Here is a 17,110-nt window from a genome sequence, read left to right on the forward strand (position 1 = left end):
ACGTCGTCCGTCGGGTGAGACGGTGTCCGACCCGTATGGTCCCGGGCGGTCTCGCCTTCACGCGCGTGCGGGCTGTTTCCTGGACGCATGACGGATGGACGCATGACGGATCTCGAGGCCGAGCTGCGCAGGGTCGTCCGGGGCGAGGTCGGGTTCGGTGTCACGGACCGGGCGCTGGTCACCATGGACGCGTCCAACTACCGGCGGGTCCCGCTGGGGGTCGTGGCACCGCACGACGCCGACGACGTGGCCGCCGTCCTCGCGACCTGCCGCGGACACGGCGTGCCCGTCGTGCCGCGCGGGGGCGGGACGTCCATCGCCGGGCAGGCGACCGGCACGGGCGTCGTCCTCGACTTCACGCGGCACATGAACCGGCTGACGGCCCTCGACCCCGCGACGCGCACGGCCGTCGTCCAGCCCGGTCTGGTCCTCGACCGGCTCCAGGACGCCGCCGCCCCGCACGGCCTGCGCTTCGGGCCCGACCCGTCCACCCACAGCCGCTGCACGCTCGGCGGCATGATCGGCAACAACTCGTGCGGCTCCCACTCGGTCGCCTGGGGGACGACGGCCGACAGCGTGCGGGAACTGTCGGTGCTCACCGCGCGCGGCGAGGCGCTGAGGCTCGGGCCGGGCTGGGCCGGCGCCCCGGACGGGCTGCGGGCCCTGGCCGAGGGCGAGCTCGCCCGGCTGCGCACCGGCTTCCCCGACCTGCCCCGCCGTATCTCCGGCTACGCGCTGGACGCCCTGCTCCCCGAGAAGGGCGCGGACGTCGCCCGCTCCTTCTGCGGCTCCGAGGGCACCCTGGGCGTCCTGACCGAGGCGGTCGTACGGCTCGTGGAGGCGCCACGCGCGCGTGCGCTGGCCGTCCTCGGGTACGCCGACGAGAGCGCCGCGGCCGAGGCGGCCCACGGCCTGCTGCCGCACGGTCCGCTCACCGTGGAGGGCATGGCCGCCGACCTCGTGCCGGAGCCGACGGCGCTGCCCAGGGGCGGCGCCTGGCTGTTCGTGGAGACCGGCGGGGACACGGCGGACGAGGCACGCGCGCGTGCCGAGGCGATCGTGCGGGCCGCCGACGTGCTGGACTCCCTGGTCGTGACGGACCCGGCCGGGCAGCGCGTCCTGTGGCGCATCCGGGAGGACGCGAGCGGCACGGCGACCCGGATGCCGGACGGCACGGAGGCCTGGCCCGGCTGGGAGGACTGCGCGGTGCCGCCCGCCCGGCTCGGCGCGTACCTGCGCGAGTTCCGCGGGCTGCTGGCCGCCCACGGGCTGCGCGGCACGCCGTACGGGCATTTCGGCGACGGCTGCATCCACGTCCGCATCGACTTCGACCTGCTGACCGGTCCGGGCGTCGCCCGCTTCCGGCGCTTCTCCGAGGAACTCGCCGACCTCGTCGTGGCCCACGGCGGCTCCCTGTCCGGCGAGCACGGCGACGGCGTGGCCCGGGCCGAGCTGCTGCCGCGCATGTACGGTGCCGAGACGGTGGCGCTGTTCGAGCGGGCCAAGGCGGTCTGGGACCCCGACGACCTGCTCAACCCCGGCATGCTCGTCCGCCCGGCCCCCCTGGACGCGGGCCTCCGCTTCGCGGTCCTGCCCCGCGAGCCCGTCGACGTGACCTTCGGCTACCCCGCCGACGGCGGCGACTTCTCCGCCGCGGTGCGCCGCTGCGTCGGGGTCGCCAAATGCCGTACGACGGCGGTCGCGGGCGCCGCCGTCATGTGCCCCTCGTTCCGGGCGACGGGCGAGGAGGAGCACTCCACGCGCGGGCGTGCCCGGCTGCTGCACGAGATGCTCGCCGGTGAACTGGTCACCGACGGCTGGCGGTCGACGGAGGTACGGGACGCGCTCGACCTGTGCCTGTCCTGCAAGGGCTGCCGCTCCGACTGCCCGGTCGGGGTCGACATGGCCACGTACAAGGCGGAGTTCCTGCACCACCACTACGCCGGCCGCCGCCGCCCGGCCGCCCACTACGCGCTGGGCCGGCTGCCGGTGTGGCTGCGCTGGGCGTCCCGGCTGCGGGCGGCGGGGCCGGTCAACGCCCTCGCGTCGGTGCGACCGCTCGCGGCGGTGGCGAAACGGGCGGGCGGCATCGCCGGTGAGCGGGGGATTCCGCGGCTGGCGGGGGAGACGTTCAGCTCCTGGTGGCGCGCCCGGCCGCCCCGCGCGGCCGATGCCGGCCGGCTCGTGGTGCTGTGGCCGGACACCTTCACCGAGCACCTGTCGCCGTCCGTGGGCCGCGCGGCCGTCCGCGTGCTGGAGGCGGCGGGACTGCGCGTGGCGCTGCCCCCGACACTGCGGCTGCGGAAGGCACCGGTGGGCGACGGCCGGACGAGGTTCCTCGGGCCCCTGTCGGTCCTGCGCCCCCGGTCCCGGGTCTGCTGCGGACTCACCTACGTCTCCACGGGGCAGCTCGACCGGGCGCGCGAGGTCATGCGCCGCACCCTCGACCTGATGACGCCCGTGCTGGAAGCCGGTGTTCCCGTGGTCGTGCTGGAACCGAGCTGTGCGGCGGCCCTGCGCACGGACCTGCCCGAGCTGCTGCACGACGACCCGCGCGCGGCCCGCCTCGCCGCCCGCGTCGTCACCTTCGCCCAGGCGCTGGTACGGCTGGCGCCCGACTGGGCGCCGCCGCGCGTCGACCGCCCGGTGACCGGCCAGACCCACTGCCACCAGCACGCGGTACTGGGTGACGCCGCCGACCGCCGCCTGCGCGCCGCGGCGGGCCTCACGGGCGAGCTGACCGGCGGCTGCTGCGGACTCGCCGGGAACTTCGGTTTCGAGAGGGGCCACTACGAGGTGTCGGTGGCCTGCGCGGAGGACCTGCTGCTCCCGGCGGTACGGCGGGCCCCGGCCGGGGCGGAGGTCCTGGCCGACGGCTACTCGTGCCGGACCCAGCTGGAACAGCTCGCGGGCGTGCGGGGGCGGCATCTGGCGGAGGTGCTGGCGGCGGCGCTGGACGGCGAGCGGGCGCGAGCGGGGCGGGGAGAGGGCGGCGGAGAGGACGGTGGAGAGGGCGGTGGAGAGGGCGGCGGAGAGGACGGTGGAGAGGGCGGTTCCGGGGGCGGGAAAGGCAGTGGCGAAGGTGGCTGAAGTCCGGAACCATGTCAGGAACATGGGGGTTCACGCCCCTGACCTAGTCCATTACCCTGGACCGGGAAGTCCAGCACGATGGACGCTCACGCGTCGAACGCCGAGTCCTTGGAAGGCCCCGTGACCACCCCCAGCGCCGCCACCCCGTCCACCCCGGCCTCGGCCGCTCCCGCGGCGGACCACGGCCCGGACCCCTCCGGTGCGCCGGGCCGCCGGGGTTCGCTGGGCCCCGTGGGCCTGGTGCTGGCCGGCGGGATATCGGTCCAGTTCGGCGGCGCGCTGGCCGTGAGCCTGATGCCGAGGGCGGGCGCCCTGGGCGTCGTCACGCTGCGGCTGCTGGTGTCGGCGGTCGTGCTGATGCTGGTCTGCCGGCCCCGGCTGCGCGGCCACTCGCGCGCCGACTGGACCACGGTCGTCGTCTTCGGCGTCGCCATGGGTGCGATGAACGCCCTCTTCTACCAGGCCGTCGCCCGCATCCCGCTGGGCCCGGCGGTCACGCTCGAAGTCCTCGGCCCGCTGGCCCTCTCCGTCCTCGCCTCCCGCCGCGCGATCAACGTGCTGTGGGCGGCCCTCGCCCTCGCGGGCGTGTTCCTGCTCGGCGGCGGAGGGTTCGGCAGCCTCGACCCGGTGGGCGTCGCCTTCGCGCTGGGGGCCGGCGCCATGTGGGCGGCGTACATCATCTTCAGCGCGCGCACGGGGCGGCGGTTCCCGCAGGCCGACGGGCTGGCGCTGGCGATGGCGGTGGCGGCCGTGCTGTGCCTGCCGCTGGGCATCGCCGAGTCGGGCCCGAAGCTCACCGACCCGACGACGATCGCGCTGGGCGCGGCGGTGGCGCTGCTGTCCTCGGTCCTGCCGTACACCCTCGAACTCCTGGCGCTGCGCCGCCTGCCCGCCTCGACCTTCGCGATCCTGATGAGCCTGGAACCGGCCCTCGCCGCGACGGCCGGCTTCCTGGTCCTCAGCCAGGCCCTGGAGCCGGTGCAGGCCCTGGCCATCGCCCTGGTCGTCGTGGCGAGCATGGGCGCGATGCGGACGCAGGTGGGCGGCCGTTCCCGGAGGGACGCGAAGGCGAAGGTCCCGGTGCCGGGGTCGACGCCCACGGCGTAAGGGCGTCGACGCGGGCCCTCGCGGGCGGGTGACCGCGAGGGCCCGCTTCGTGGTCACCCGAGGCGGCCCCGATCCCTCTCCAAAATCATGCAAGCATGCTTGATTGTTTATGGCGCCGGTGCCATGCTCCTCACCACACCGCCCCGCACACCGTCGTGCCCCGAGGGAGCGCCACCGTGGCTGATCCGACGCCCGTGATCGACGATCTGCGCGAGGAGAGCGAGGAACTGGACCGGCTCGTGGCCGGTCTCCCGCCCGAGCAGTGGGCCCTCGCCACCCCCGCACCGCGCTGGAGCATCGCGCACCAGATCGCCCACCTCGCGTGGACCGACCGTTCGGCCCTGGCGGCCGTCACGGACGAGGAACACTTCCGCGCACTGGTCGAGAAGGCCCTCGCCGCACCGGACAGCTACGTCGACGAGGGCGCCGAAGAAGGTGCCCGGCTCGCGCCCCCGCGGTTGCTGGAGACCTGGCGCACCGGGCGCGCCGCCCTGGAGAAGGCGCTGCGCGCCGCCCCGCCCGGCGCCCGCTTCCCCTGGTACGGCCCGCCCATGTCGGCCGCCTCGATGGCCACCGCCCGGCTCATGGAGACCTGGGCCCACGGCCTGGACGTCGCCGACGCACTCGGCGTCGCACCCCCACCCACCGCCCGCCTCCGGCACATCGCGCGCATCGGCGTCCGGGCGCGGGACTACGCCTTCCACGTCCACGGACTCACGCCGCCCGCCGGTGAGTTCCGCGTCGAACTGACCGGACCCGCGGGCGAGATGTGGACGTACGGGCCCGACGACGCACCCGAGCGCGTCACCGGACCCGCCCTCGACTTCTGCCTCCTCGTCACCCAGCGCGCGCACCGCGCCGACCTCGCCGTACGGGCCGAGGGCGCCGACGCGGAGCGCTGGCTCGGCATCGCGCAGGCGTTCGCGGGACCGCCCGGCGCCGGACGCGCGGCGAAGGGCGACGCCCGGTGACCGCCGCCGCACCGCCCCTGCGCATCGGCAACGCGTCCGGCTTCTACGGCGACCGCTTCGACGCCATGCGCGAGATGCTCACCGGCGGCGACCTGGACGTCCTGACCGGCGACTACCTCGCCGAGCTGACCATGCTCATCCTGGGCCGCGACCGCCTCAAGGACCCGTCCGCCGGATACGCCCGCACCTTCCTGCGGCAACTGGAGCAATGCCTCGGGCTCGCCCACGAGCGGCGCGTCCGGATCGTCAGCAACGCCGGTGGGCTGAACCCCGCCGGACTCGCCGACCGGATACGGAAGCTGGCCGACCGGATCGGCGTCCCGCTGCGCGTCGCGCACGTCGAGGGCGACGATCTCACCGGCGCCCACCCCGGCACCCTCGCCGCGCACGCCTACCTCGGCGGCTTCGGGATCGCCGCGTGCCTGCGTGCCGGCGCGGACGTCGTCGTCACCGGCCGGGTGACCGACGCGGCCCTCGTCAGCGGGCCCGCCGCCGCCCACTTCGGCTGGTCGGCGGACGACCACGACCGGCTCGCGGGCGCGGTCGTCGCCGGGCACGTCCTGGAGTGCGGGACGCAGGCCACCGGCGGCAACTACGCGTTCTTCACCGAGGGCGGGCCCGGCCTGCGGCGGCCCGGTTTCCCCCTCGCCGAGATCCACGAGGACGGCACCTGCGTCATCACCAAGCACCCCGGCACCGGCGGCTTCGTCGACGTCGGCACCGTCACCGCCCAGCTGCTGTACGAGACCGGCGGGGCCCGGTACGCCGGGCCCGACGTCACCGCCCGCCTCGACACCGTACGGCTCAGCCAGGAAGGGCCCGACCGGGTGCGCGTCGACGGCGTGCGCGGCGAGGCCCCGCCCCCGACCCTCAAGGTCGGCCTCAACCGGCTCGGCGGCTTCCGCAACGAGGTCACCTTCGTCCTCACCGGCCTCGACATCGAGGCCAAGGCCGCGCTGGTGCGGCAGCAGATGACCGACGCGCTCGCCACGTCGCCGCCCGCCGAGGTGCGGTGGGACCTGGTCCGCACCGACCGGCCCGACGCGCCCACCGAGGAGACCGCCAGCGCGCTGCTGCGGCTCGTCGCGCGCGACCCCGACCAGGCCGTCGTCGGACGGGCACTGAGCGGGGCGGCCGTCGAGCTCGCGCTGGCCAGCATCCCCGGGTTCCACGTGACCGCCCCGCCGGGCAAGGGCAGCCCGTACGGCGTGTTCGAGGCCGCCCAGGTCGCGCAGGGCGCCGTGGAGCACGTCGCCGTCCTGCCCGACGGCAGCCGCGTGAGGGTGCCGCCGCCCGGCAGCACCCGTGACCTGGTGGACGTACCGGAACCGGAGCCGCCCGCGCCGCTCCCCGGCGGACCCACCCGGCGCGCCCCGCTCGGTCTCGTCGCCGGGGCCCGCAGCGGCGACAAGGGCGGGGACGCCAACGTCGGCGTGTGGGTGCGGAGCGAGCACACCTGGCGGTGGCTCGCGCACGAGCTGACCGTCGAACGGTTCCGGGAGCTCGTCCCCGAAACCCGCGAACTGCCCGTCGTCCGCCATGCGCTGCCGCGGTTGCGGGCCCTCAACTTCGTCGTCGGGGGCATCCTCGGCGCCGGTGTCGCCGCCCAGCACCGTTTCGACCCGCAGGCCAAGGCGCTCGGCGAATGGCTGCGCTCCCGCCACCTGGACATCCCGGAGGCCCTGCTGTGACCGTCCTGTCCTCGGCCCTGGACCCGGCCGACCCCGAATACCGGGCCAACCGCGAGGCCATGCTCGCCAGGCTCGCCGAACTCGACGCCGAGCACGCCAAGGCCCTCGCGGGCGGCGGCCCGAAGTACGTGGAGCGGCACCGCGGGCGCGGCAAGCTGCTCGCCCGGGAGCGGATCGAGCTGCTGCTCGACCCCGACACGCCCTTCCTGGAACTGTCGCCGCTGGCAGCCTGGGGCAGCGACTACGCCGTGGGCGCCTCGCTCGTCACCGGCATCGGCGTCGTCGAGGGCGTGGAGTGCCTGATCACCGCGAACGATCCGACCGTGCGCGGCGGCGCGTCCAACCCGTGGAGCCTGAAGAAGGCGCTGCGGGCCAACGACATCGCGCTCGCCAACCGGCTGCCCTGCATCAGCCTGGTGGAGTCCGGGGGCGCCGACCTGCCGTCGCAGAAGGAGATCTTCATTCCCGGCGGCGCCGTCTTCCGCGACCTCACGCGGCTGTCGGCGGCCGGCATCCCGACCGTCGCCGTCGTGTTCGGCAACTCCACGGCAGGGGGCGCGTACATCCCCGGCATGTCCGACCACGTGATCATGGTCAAGGAACGCGCGAAGGTGTTCCTCGGCGGCCCGCCGCTGGTCAGGATGGCCACCGGCGAGGAGAGCGACGACGAGTCGCTCGGCGGCGCCGAGATGCACGCCCGCACCTCCGGCCTCGCCGACCACTTCGCCCTGGACGAGCGGGACGCCCTGCGGCAGGCGCGCCGCGTCGTCGCCCGCCTCAACCACCGCAAGGCGTACGCCGATCCGGCCCCGGCCGAGCCGCCCACGTACGACCCGGACGAACTGCTCGGCGTCGTCCCCGGCGACCTGCGCACGCCCTTCGACCCGCGCGAGGTGATCGCCCGGATCGTCGACGGCTCCGACTTCGACGAGTTCAAGCCGCTGTACGGGACGAGCCTGACCACCGGCTGGGCGAGCCTGCACGGCTATCCCGTCGGGGTGCTCGCCAACGCGCGGGGCGTGCTGTTCAGCGAGGAGTCGCAGAAGGCCGCCCAGTTCATCCAGCTCGCCAACCAGCGCGACATCCCGTTGCTGTTCCTGCACAACACCACCGGCTACATGGTCGGCAAGGAGTACGAGCAGGGCGGCATCATCAAGCACGGCGCCATGATGATCAACGCCGTCAGCAATTCCAGGGTGCCCCACCTGTCCGTCCTGATGGGCGCCTCCTACGGCGCCGGGCACTACGGCATGTGCGGACGGGCCTACGACCCGCGCTTCCTGTTCGCCTGGCCGAGCGCCAAGTCGGCCGTCATGGGCCCGCAGCAGCTCGCGGGCGTCCTGTCGATCGTCGCCCGCCAGTCGGCCGCCGCCAAGGGGCAGCCCTACGACGACGAGGCCGACGCGGCGCTGCGCGCCATGGTGGAGCAGCAGATCGAGTCCGAGTCCCTGCCGATGTTCCTGTCGGGGCGGCTGTACGACGACGGCGTCATCGACCCGCGCGACACCCGCACCGTCCTCGGCCTGTGCCTGTCCGCCATCCACACCGCCCCCTTCGAGGGCGCGCGGGGCGGCTTCGGCGTCTTCCGGATGTGAGGGGCCTTCCAGTGATCACTTCTGTCCTCGTCGCCAACCGCGGCGAGATCGCCTGCCGCGTCTTCCGCACCTGCCGTGAGCTGGGCATCCGGACGGTCGCCGTGCACTCGGACGCCGACGCGGACGCCCTGCACGCGCGCGTGGCGGACACGTGCGTACGACTGCCCGGAGCGGCGCCCGGCGAGACCTATCTGCGCGGTGACCTCGTCGTGCAGGCGGCGCTCGCGGCCGGCGCGGACGCCGTGCACCCCGGCTACGGCTTCCTCTCCGAGAACGCCGGTTTCGCGCGTGCCGTGCGCGACGCGGGCCTGGTCTGGATCGGGCCGCCGCCCGAGGCGATCGAGGCCATGGCGTCCAAGACCCGCGCCAGGGAGCTGATGGGCCTCAAGCCGATGGGCCAGGTCACCGAGGCCGACCTGCCCGTCCTGGTGAAGGCCGCGGCGGGCGGCGGCGGACGCGGCATGCGGATCGTCCGCCGCCTGGCGGACCTCGACGCCGAACTGGCCGCCGCGCGCGAGGAGGCGGCGAACGCCTTCGGCGACGGCGAGGTCTTCGTCGAGCCGTACATCGAGGGCGGCCGGCACGTCGAGGTGCAGGTCCTCGCCGACACGCACGGCACCGTGTGGACGCTCGGCACCCGCGACTGCTCCCTCCAGCGCCGCCACCAGAAGGTCGTCGAGGAGGCCCCGGCGCCCGGCCTCAGCGAGCAGCTGACCGACGAGCTGTACGCGCTCGCCGTCCGCGCCGCCCGCGCCGTCGACTACGTGGGCGCCGGCACGGTCGAGTTCCTGGTCGCCGGCGGCCGGGCGCACTTCCTGGAGATGAACACCCGCCTCCAGGTCGAACACCCCGTCACCGAGGCCGTCTTCGGCGTCGACCTGGTCGCCCTCCAGCTCCGCGTCGCCGAGGGCCACGCCCTCGAAGCCGAACCGCCACGCGCGCGTGGCCACGCCGTCGAGGCCCGCCTCTACGCCGAGGACCCCGCCAACGGCTGGGCCCCGCAGACCGGCAGGCTGCACCGCCTCGACGTTCCCGGGGTCCGCCTCGACACCGGTTTCACGGACGGCGACGGCATCGGCGTCCACTACGACCCGATGATCGCCAAGGCCGTCGCGCACGCGCCCACGCGCGCGGAGGCCGTCCGCGGCCTCGCCGGCGCCCTCGAACGGGCCGTCATCCACGGGCCGGTCACCAACCGGGACCTGCTCGTGCGCTCCCTGCGGCACGAGGAGTTCACCTCCGGCCGCATGGACACCGGCTTCTACGACCGCCACCTCGCCGCCCTCACCGAGCCCGCGCCGGACCCGTACGCCCCGCTGGCCGCCGCCCTCGCCGACGCCCACGGCCGGTCACGCTTCGGCGGCTGGCGCAACGTGCCGTCGCAGCCGCAGGTCAAGCGGTACGCCATGAACGGCGAGGAACACGAGGTCCGCTACCGGCACACCCGCGAGGGCCTGGCGGCCGACGGCGTGCGCGTCGTCCGCGCCGACGCGTCCCTCGTGGTGCTGGAGACCGACGGCGTGCGCCGCAAGTTCGCCGTCGCCCGCTACGGCGACCAGGTGTACGTCAACGCCACCGCCCTCACCGCCCTGCCCCGCTTCCCCGACCCCACCGCCCACCTCGCCCCCGGCTCCCTGCTGGCGCCGATGCCCGGCACGGTCGTCCGCGTCGCCGACGGCCTGACGGCCGGGTCCGCCGTGACGGCCGGTGAACCGTTGCTGTGGCTCGAAGCGATGAAGATGCAGCACCGCATTTCGGCTCCGGTGACGGGAGTGCTCACCGCCCTGCACATCGAGCCGGGACAACAGGTCGAGCCCGGCATGTTGCTCGCGGTGGTGCAGGAGACCTAGCAGCGCGGGATACCGCGCGACCAGCCACGAAAGCCGCACGCCACCGCGATCCGAAGGAGCCCCATGACCACCCTCGTCGAAACCGAAGAGCACAAGGCACTGCGCAGCGCGGTCGCCGCCCTCGGCGCACGCTACGGCCGCGCGTACATGCTGAGGACGGTGGAGGCGGGCGGCCAGCCCGACGAGCTGTGGCGGGAGGCCGCCAAGCTCGGCCACCTCGGCGTCAACCTCCCCGAGGAGTACGGCGGCGGAGGCGGCGGCATCGCCGAACTCTCCATCGTCCTGGAGGAGCTCGGCGCCGCGGGCTGCCCCCTGCTGATGATGGTCGTCTCACCGGCGATCTGCGGCACGGTCATCTCCCGCTTCGGCACCGAGGAGCAGAAGCGGACGTGGCTGCCCGCCCTGGCGGACGGCAGCCGCACCATGGCCTTCGGCATCACCGAGCCGGACGCCGGCTCCAACAGCCACCGCATCACCACCACCGCCCGCCGGGACGGCGCCGACTGGCTGCTGACCGGCCGCAAGGTGTTCGTCTCCGGAGTCGACCACGCCGACGCCACGCTCATCGTCGGCCGCACCGAGGACGCCCGCACGGGCAGCCTCAAGCCCTGCCTGTTCATCGTCCCGCGCGACGCCGAGGGCTTCCGGCGGCACCCCATCGACATGGAGATCCACGCCGCCGAGAAGCAGTTCGAGCTCGTCCTGGACGACGTGCGCCTGCCCGCCGACGCGCTCGTGGGCGACGAGGACGCCGGGCTGCTGCAACTGTTCGCCGGCCTCAACCCCGAGCGGATCATGACGGCCGCCTTCGGCATCGGAATGGGCCGCTACGCCCTGTCCCGGGCCGTCGAGTACGCGCGCGAGCGCACCGTCTGGAAGGCCCCCATCGGCGCCCACCAGGCCATCGCCCACCCCCTCGCCCAGGCCCACATAGACCTGGAGCTGGCCCGCCTGATGATGCAAAAGGCGGCACACCTGTACGACGCGGGGGACGACGCCGGCGCGGGCGAGGCCGCCAACATGGCCAAGTACGCGGCGGGGGAGGCCTGCGTGAAGGCCGTCGACCAGGCCGTGCACACCCTCGGCGGGAACGGCCTGACGCGCGAGTTCGGGCTCGCCTCGCTGATCACCGGCGCGCGCGTGGCCCGTATCGCCCCGGTGAGCCGGGAGATGATCCTGAACTACGTCTCCCACCAGACCCTGGGCCTGCCCAAGTCGTACTGAGCCCGACGGCCGTACCGAGCCGTACCGACGAGCACAACGGTGTGCGAGGAGGAACCGATGTTCCGAAGGCGACAGCTCAGGGAGCTCACATGACGACCCTCGTCCCGGCCGCGCACGACCGCGGCATCACCACCCTCACCCTCGACTCGGCGCACAACCGCAACGCCCTGTCGGCCGCCCTCGTCGGCGAACTCGCCGCAGCGCTGGACCGGAGCGGCACCGACGACGCCGTACGGGCCGTCGTCCTCACCCACAGCGGCAACACCTTCAGCGCCGGGGCCGACCTGCGCGACCCGCCCGACCCGAAGGCCCTCGTCGCGCTGCTGCGGCAGATCGCCGAGCTGCGCAAACCCGTCGTCGCGCGCGTCACCGGCCACGTCCGCGCCGGCGGCCTCGGCCTGCTCGCCGCCTGCGACATCTCCGCCGCCTCCACCGGCGCGAGCTTCGCCTTCACCGAGGTGCGCATCGGCGTGGCGCCCGCCGTCATCTCCCTGCCGCTCCTGCCGCGCACCGACCCGCGCGCCCTCTCGCGCTACTACCTCACCGGTGAACGCTTCGACGCGGCCGAGGCCGCCCGCATCGGCCTGCTCACGGCGGCCGGGGACGACGTCGACGCCGTCCTCGCCCCGGTCCTCGACGGCCTGCGCAGAGCCGCCCCGCAGGCCCTCGCCGCGACGAAGGCCCTTCTCACGGCTAAGGTGCTGGAGACCTTCGACCGGGAGGCGGACGAGCTCACCAGGCTCTCCGCCCGGCTGTTCGGCTCCGCCGACGCCCGCGAGGGAATGACGGCCTTCCTAGAACGACGGGACCCCGCATGGGTGCTGTGAGCACGGACGAACGCGTCCCCGGCGAACGCGTTCCCAAGCAGGACCGCAGCCGGGCCACCCGGCAGCGCCTCCTGGAAGCCGCCGTGGCCTGCCTCGCCGAACACGGCTGGGCGGGCTCCACGGTCTCCGTCGTCGCGGAGCGGGCCGGCGTGTCCCGGGGCGCGGCGCAGCACCACTTCCCGACCCGCGAGGACCTGTTCACCGCGGCCGTCGAGTACGTCGCCGAGGAGCGCTCCGTCGCCCTGCGGGCCCTCTTCCCCGAGGGCACCGCCCAGGACCGCCGGGCCGTCGTCGCCGCCCTCGTCGACCTCTACACCGGGCCGCTGTTCCGCGCCGCGCTCCACCTGTGGGTCGCCGCCTCCAACGAGGACCAGCTCGGCCCCCGCGTCGCCGAGCTCGAAGCGCGCGTCGGCCGCGAGACCCACCGGATAGCGGTGGAACTGCTCGGCGCCGACGAGTCCCGCCCCGGAGCCCGGGAGACCGTCCAGGGCCTTCTGGACATGGCCCGCGGCCTGGGCCTGGCCAATCTGCTCACCGACGACACCGCGCGCCGCGAGCGCGTGGTCACCCAGTGGGCGGCCCTGCTGGACGACGCGCTGTCCTGAGGCGCACCGGCGGGCGCATCGGCCGGGACGCCCGGCCGCGATGCGCGGTCACGCCCTCAAGGGCTGAGCCTTCGCGGGCGGGGTGGTGCGGGTCTTCGGGGTTGCGCGGTCACGCCCTCAGGGGCTGAGCCGCTCCACCCGCCAGCCGCCGTCCGGCTCCGCCACGTACCGCAGGCGGTCGTGCAGCCGGTTCTCGCGGCCCTGCCAGAACTCCACCGCGTCCGGGACCACCCGGAAGCCGCCCCAGTGCGGCGGCACCGGCACCTGCTCACCCTCCGGATAGCGCGCCGCCAGCCCTTCGTACGCCGCGTCCAGGTCGGCACGGTCCGCGATCACCGACGACTGGGCGCTGGCCCACGCCCCCAGCTGCGAGCCGTGCGGACGCGTCCGGAAGTACGCCGCCGTCTCGTCCCGGCCGGTGCGCCGCGCCGTGCCCGTCACGACGACCTGCCGGGCCATCGGATGCCACGGGAACAGCAGTGACACGTACGGGTTCTCGGCCAGGTCACGGCCCTTGCGGGAGTCGTAGTTCGTGTAGAAGACGAAGCCCTGCTCGTCGAAGTGCTTCAGCAGCACCGTGCGGGAGCTCGTCCGCCCCTGCGCGTCCGCCGTCGACACCACCATCGCGTTCGGTTCGAACAGTCCGCCCTCCGTCGCGGCCTGCCGGAACCAGCGCGCGAACTGCTCCACGGGCGACGCGGCCAGCTCGGACTCCAGGAGCCCTTCGGCCCGGTACTGCTTGCGCATCGACGCGAGGTCGAAGGGGACGGTGTGGGAGGAGTCTCGGTGGGTCACGCCGTCATCTTGCCGCATGCGAAAGCCGCCCCAGGGAAGATGTCCACACCGTGGCCGTCCGTCCCCCCGGCATCCGGTGGCCTTCGTCACTGAGTGGCACTCAGTGCCGCGACCCCTGCACAAGGGTGGCACTGAGGGAATATCGTGAGGAGGCCGATGCGGTTGGGTGACCGCCGACCGTACGGGGCATCACTGGGGTGACGTCCAGGACCGCGAGCCGTCACGGCCGTGGATCCCCCGGACGACCGCCACTTCACCACTGCCTGACACATGGTCGCCCCAGCCCCACAACACCATCTGTCGCACACATCACGAGGAGCCGCCTGATGTCCGACTTCGTACCCGGGCTCGAAGGAGTCGTCGCGTTCGAGACGGAGATTGCCGAGCCGGACAAGGAGGGCGGCGCCCTGCGTTACCGGGGCGTCGACATCGAGGACCTCGTCGGCCACGTCTCCTTCGGAAACGTCTGGGGCCTGCTCGTCGACGGCGCCTTCAACCCCGGCCTGCCGCCCGCCGAGCCGTTCCCGATCCCCGTCCACTCCGGCGACATCCGCGTGGACGTCCAGTCGGCCCTCGCCATGCTCGCGCCGGTGTGGGGCCTGAAACCCCTGCTGGACATCGACGAGGCGCAGGCCCGCGAGGACCTCGCCCGCGCCGCCGTCATGGCCCTGTCCTACGTCGCCCAGTCCGCCCGCGGCCAGGGCCTGCCCATGGTCCCGCAGAGCGAGATCGACAAGGCCGAGTCCGTCGTCGAGCGCTTCATGATCCGCTGGCGGGGCGAGCCCGACCCCAAGCACGTCGCCGCCGTCGACGCCTACTGGACCAGCGCCGCCGAGCACGGCATGAACGCCTCCACCTTCACGGCGCGGGTCATCGCCTCCACGGGCGCCGACGTGGCCGCCGCCCTCTCCGGTGCCGTCGGCGCCATGTCCGGCCCGCTGCACGGCGGCGCCCCCTCCCGCGTCCTCGGCATGATCGAGGAGATCGAGCGCACCGGCGACGCCGAGGCCTACGTCAAGCAGGCCCTCGACCGCGGCGAGCGCCTGATGGGCTTCGGCCACCGCGTCTACCGCGCCGAGGACCCGCGCGCCCGGGTGCTGCGCCGCACGGCCCGCGAGCTGGGCGCCCCGCGCTACGAGATCGCCGAGGCCCTGGAGAAGGCGGCGCTGAACGAACTGCACAGCCGCCGCCCCGACCGTGTCCTCGCCACCAACGTGGAGTTCTGGGCGGCGATCGTCCTGGACTTCGCCGAGGTCCCGGCGCACATGTTCACGTCGATGTTCACCTGCGCCCGCACGGCCGGCTGGTCCGCGCACATCCTGGAGCAGAAGCGCACCGGCCGCCTGGTCCGCCCGTCCGCCCGCTATGTCGGCCCCGGCTCGCGCGACCCGCGCGAGATCGAGGGCTACGAGGACATCGCCGGCTGACAGGCGGGACATCGCCACCGGAAAACGCAGCGACCCGCGGGCTGGGTTCCTCAAGGAGGAGCCGGCCGGACGTACCGGCAGCCCGCGGGTCGGGTGACTGCGTTGGATTGGCCGGCTGCGCGTGACTGGCACACGCTGGTCCGGCGCCGAACCGAGTACGACGACGGACGCTAGCCCGCGGTCACCTCTTCCGTCCGGTATGCATACATCTGCCGAACCACCTCCTTTCCGAAGTGCTGCCCACACTAAGAAGCAGCGCTCCGTCCGTTCAAGTGCTTTTTCACGACCAGGCGGACCGGGACACGGCACCGGCGACCGACGCGGCGGACGTGACGGATGGGCGGACGCGGCGGGGCGGCGCGGTCACCGGCGCGGTCACCAGGGCGGTCACCGGCGCGGCGCCGTCACCGGGGCCGCGTCCGTCGCCCGCGTCCGGTTCCTTACTCCGTTTCCTTACTCCGGGTCCGTGCCCGTGCCCGTGTTCGGGTTCCCGTCCGTGTCCTTCAGCGCCGCCGACAGGTCCAGCGCCGCGGCGATGCGGGCGGCGACGTCCTCGGCGTAGGCCGTGTCGGAGCGTTCGAAGGAGTTCCGGCCCGCGCCGCGCAGAAACGTCACGGCGCCGAGTGTGCGGCCCCTGCTGCGCAGCACCGCGCACAGGGCGTGCACCGTGTCCGCCGGCCACTGCCGGGCCAGCGCCCACGCGCGCGCCCGCTCCGCCGGCACGGACCCGGCGCTCGCGCGCACCGACCCGGAGCGCGCCACGCACTGCAGCGCCGGATGCCCCGGGGCGTACCGCGCGGGCAGCCCCGCGGCGCCGCCCAGCGCGCTCGGTCCGGGCGCGCCCGAGGGTGTCGCCATGACCCGTACCAGGCGCACCGCCTCGGAGGCGTCCTCGTCCGCCGGATCGCCCAGCACGCGGTCCACGACGGCGTGGTCGGCGAAACCGGCCAGCGCGAAGTCCAGGTGGACGGTCGCCGCCTCGACGGGGCTCTCGCACTCGGCGGCGGCCCGCGCGGCACGGTGCAGCTGGTTGGTGCGGAAGCGCAGCAGCGACGCCTCCTGCGTGCTCTGCTTGGCCTCGGTGACGTCCTGGAACAGCCAGCCGACGCCGAGCGGCACCGGCTCCTCCGCGAGCGGCGACGCCAGCCGCACGAAGCCGCAGCACCAGCAGCGCCGTTTGTCGCCCTCCGGCGTGCGCACGCTCACCCAGATGTCGGCCGGCGCGGGCGGCGCGCCCTCCGCCAGGACGTGCGTGAGCGCGCTCTCCAGCTCCTCGACGCCCTGCGCGAGCAGCTCACCGAGGGGGCGGCCCAGTACGGACGTACGGCCGACGCCCAGGGCGCGGGCGGCGTGCGCGTTGACGACGGCGGGCCGCAGATCGGCGTCGACCAGCACGACACCCCACGACGCGTCCTCGAACAGGGCCTCGCTGAGGGCTATGGACCGCTCCAGGTCGATCTGCGTGTGCACCTCGCTGAAGGCGCAGTACAGCCCGGCCGGTTTGCCGTCCGGGCCGCGCACGGCCGCCGACTGGGTCCGCACGAGCACCCGGCCGCCGTCCTTGGTCAGCAGGGCGAACTCGTGCACCTGCCGCCCCGGCGCGTTCATGGCGGACATCAGGCGGCCCTGGACCTCTTCGGCGTCGGCGCTGCGCACCGCCCACCCGGTGAGGCCCTCCCGGCCCACCGCCTCGGCGGCGGTCCAGCCGAGGATCCGCTCCGCCTCCCGGTTCCAGTGGGTGACGACGCCGTCGGCGTCGAAGGCGCACAGGGCCGCGTCCATCCCGTCGAGGAGCGCGGCGAGCAGGTCCGCGCCGTCCCGCTCGGGCGGCTCGGACTCGCCGGGCCCCAGCTCGTCCGTGGTCCCACTACGCCGGGAAGCACTCACCTGGACCCCCTGCAGGCTGCGTCCGTTCGTACGGCGCGTCG

12 protein-coding genes are annotated in these 17,110 nt (G+C 74.4%); 10 read left to right on the forward strand and 2 right to left on the reverse strand.

From position 1 onward, the window contains the following. Positions 1-102 precede the first annotated feature (102 nt). From QC282_RS22130 to QC282_RS22170, 9 genes are all read left to right on the forward strand, one after another. Entirely contained in the window at positions 103-3,090 is a 2,988-nt protein-coding gene (locus QC282_RS22130) for an FAD-binding and (Fe-S)-binding domain-containing protein (protein WP_279551277.1), read from the forward strand. A 120-nt stretch (positions 3,091-3,210) separates the two neighbouring features. Further along, on the forward strand, positions 3,211-4,197 hold the full coding sequence (locus tag QC282_RS22135) for a DMT family transporter (RefSeq protein ID WP_279551278.1): 987 nt from the start codon (positions 3,211-3,213) through the stop codon (positions 4,195-4,197). 176 nt (positions 4,198-4,373) lie between these two features. Beyond that, positions 4,374-5,168, forward strand: a complete 795-nt coding sequence (locus QC282_RS22140; protein WP_279551279.1) for a TIGR03084 family metal-binding protein — start codon at positions 4,374-4,376, stop codon at positions 5,166-5,168. Continuing rightward, positions 5,165-6,859 (forward strand): DUF1446 domain-containing protein, encoded by a 1,695-nt coding sequence (locus QC282_RS22145; protein ID WP_279551280.1) that lies wholly within the window; start codon positions 5,165-5,167, stop codon positions 6,857-6,859. The genes QC282_RS22140 and QC282_RS22145 overlap by 4 nt, the downstream gene beginning before the upstream one ends. Beyond that, positions 6,856-8,454, forward strand: a complete 1,599-nt coding sequence (locus tag QC282_RS22150) for an acyl-CoA carboxylase subunit beta (RefSeq protein WP_279551281.1) — start codon at positions 6,856-6,858, stop codon at positions 8,452-8,454. Before QC282_RS22145 ends, QC282_RS22150 begins: the two co-directional genes overlap by 4 nt. Positions 8,455-8,465: 11 nt before the next feature. Beyond that, on the forward strand, positions 8,466-10,304 hold the full coding sequence (locus tag QC282_RS22155; RefSeq protein WP_279551282.1) for a biotin carboxylase N-terminal domain-containing protein: 1,839 nt from the start codon (positions 8,466-8,468) through the stop codon (positions 10,302-10,304). Positions 10,305-10,367: 63 nt separating this feature from the next. Beyond that, the gene (locus QC282_RS22160) at positions 10,368-11,528 is read left to right on the forward strand and encodes an acyl-CoA dehydrogenase (RefSeq protein ID WP_279551283.1); all 1,161 of its coding nucleotides are present in this window, start codon (positions 10,368-10,370) and stop codon (positions 11,526-11,528) included. Between the two features lie 89 nt (positions 11,529-11,617). Further along, positions 11,618-12,355 (forward strand): enoyl-CoA hydratase family protein, encoded by a 738-nt coding sequence (locus tag QC282_RS22165; RefSeq protein WP_279551284.1) that lies wholly within the window; start codon positions 11,618-11,620, stop codon positions 12,353-12,355. Then, complete coding sequence (locus QC282_RS22170; protein ID WP_279551285.1) at positions 12,343-12,960, forward strand: TetR/AcrR family transcriptional regulator; 618 nt, start codon at positions 12,343-12,345, stop codon at positions 12,958-12,960. Before QC282_RS22165 ends, QC282_RS22170 begins: the two co-directional genes overlap by 13 nt. Positions 12,961-13,077: 117 nt before the next feature. On the opposite strand, the gene pdxH is transcribed toward QC282_RS22170, so the two are convergent. Beyond that, the gene (pdxH, locus tag QC282_RS22175; protein WP_279551286.1) at positions 13,078-13,773 is read right to left on the reverse strand and encodes a pyridoxamine 5'-phosphate oxidase; all 696 of its coding nucleotides are present in this window, start codon (positions 13,771-13,773) and stop codon (positions 13,078-13,080) included. A gap of 308 nt (positions 13,774-14,081) precedes the next feature. Between pdxH and QC282_RS22180 the strand changes: the two genes are divergently transcribed. Next, positions 14,082-15,182: a citrate synthase 2 gene (locus QC282_RS22180; protein WP_279551287.1), complete on the forward strand. Its 1,101-nt coding sequence runs from the start codon at positions 14,082-14,084 to the stop codon at positions 15,180-15,182. 453 nt (positions 15,183-15,635) lie between these two features. Here the strand turns inward: QC282_RS22180 and QC282_RS22185 are convergent, their stop codons facing one another. Beyond that, positions 15,636-17,069 (reverse strand): PAS domain-containing protein, encoded by a 1,434-nt coding sequence (locus QC282_RS22185; protein ID WP_279551288.1) that lies wholly within the window; start codon positions 17,067-17,069, stop codon positions 15,636-15,638. Between the last annotated feature and the right edge of the window lie 41 nt (positions 17,070-17,110).

Origin of the sequence: Streptomyces sp. DH24 (genome assembly GCF_029813775.1) — a bacterium.
In the GTDB taxonomy this organism is placed as follows: Bacteria; Actinomycetota; Actinomycetes; order Streptomycetales; family Streptomycetaceae; genus Streptomyces.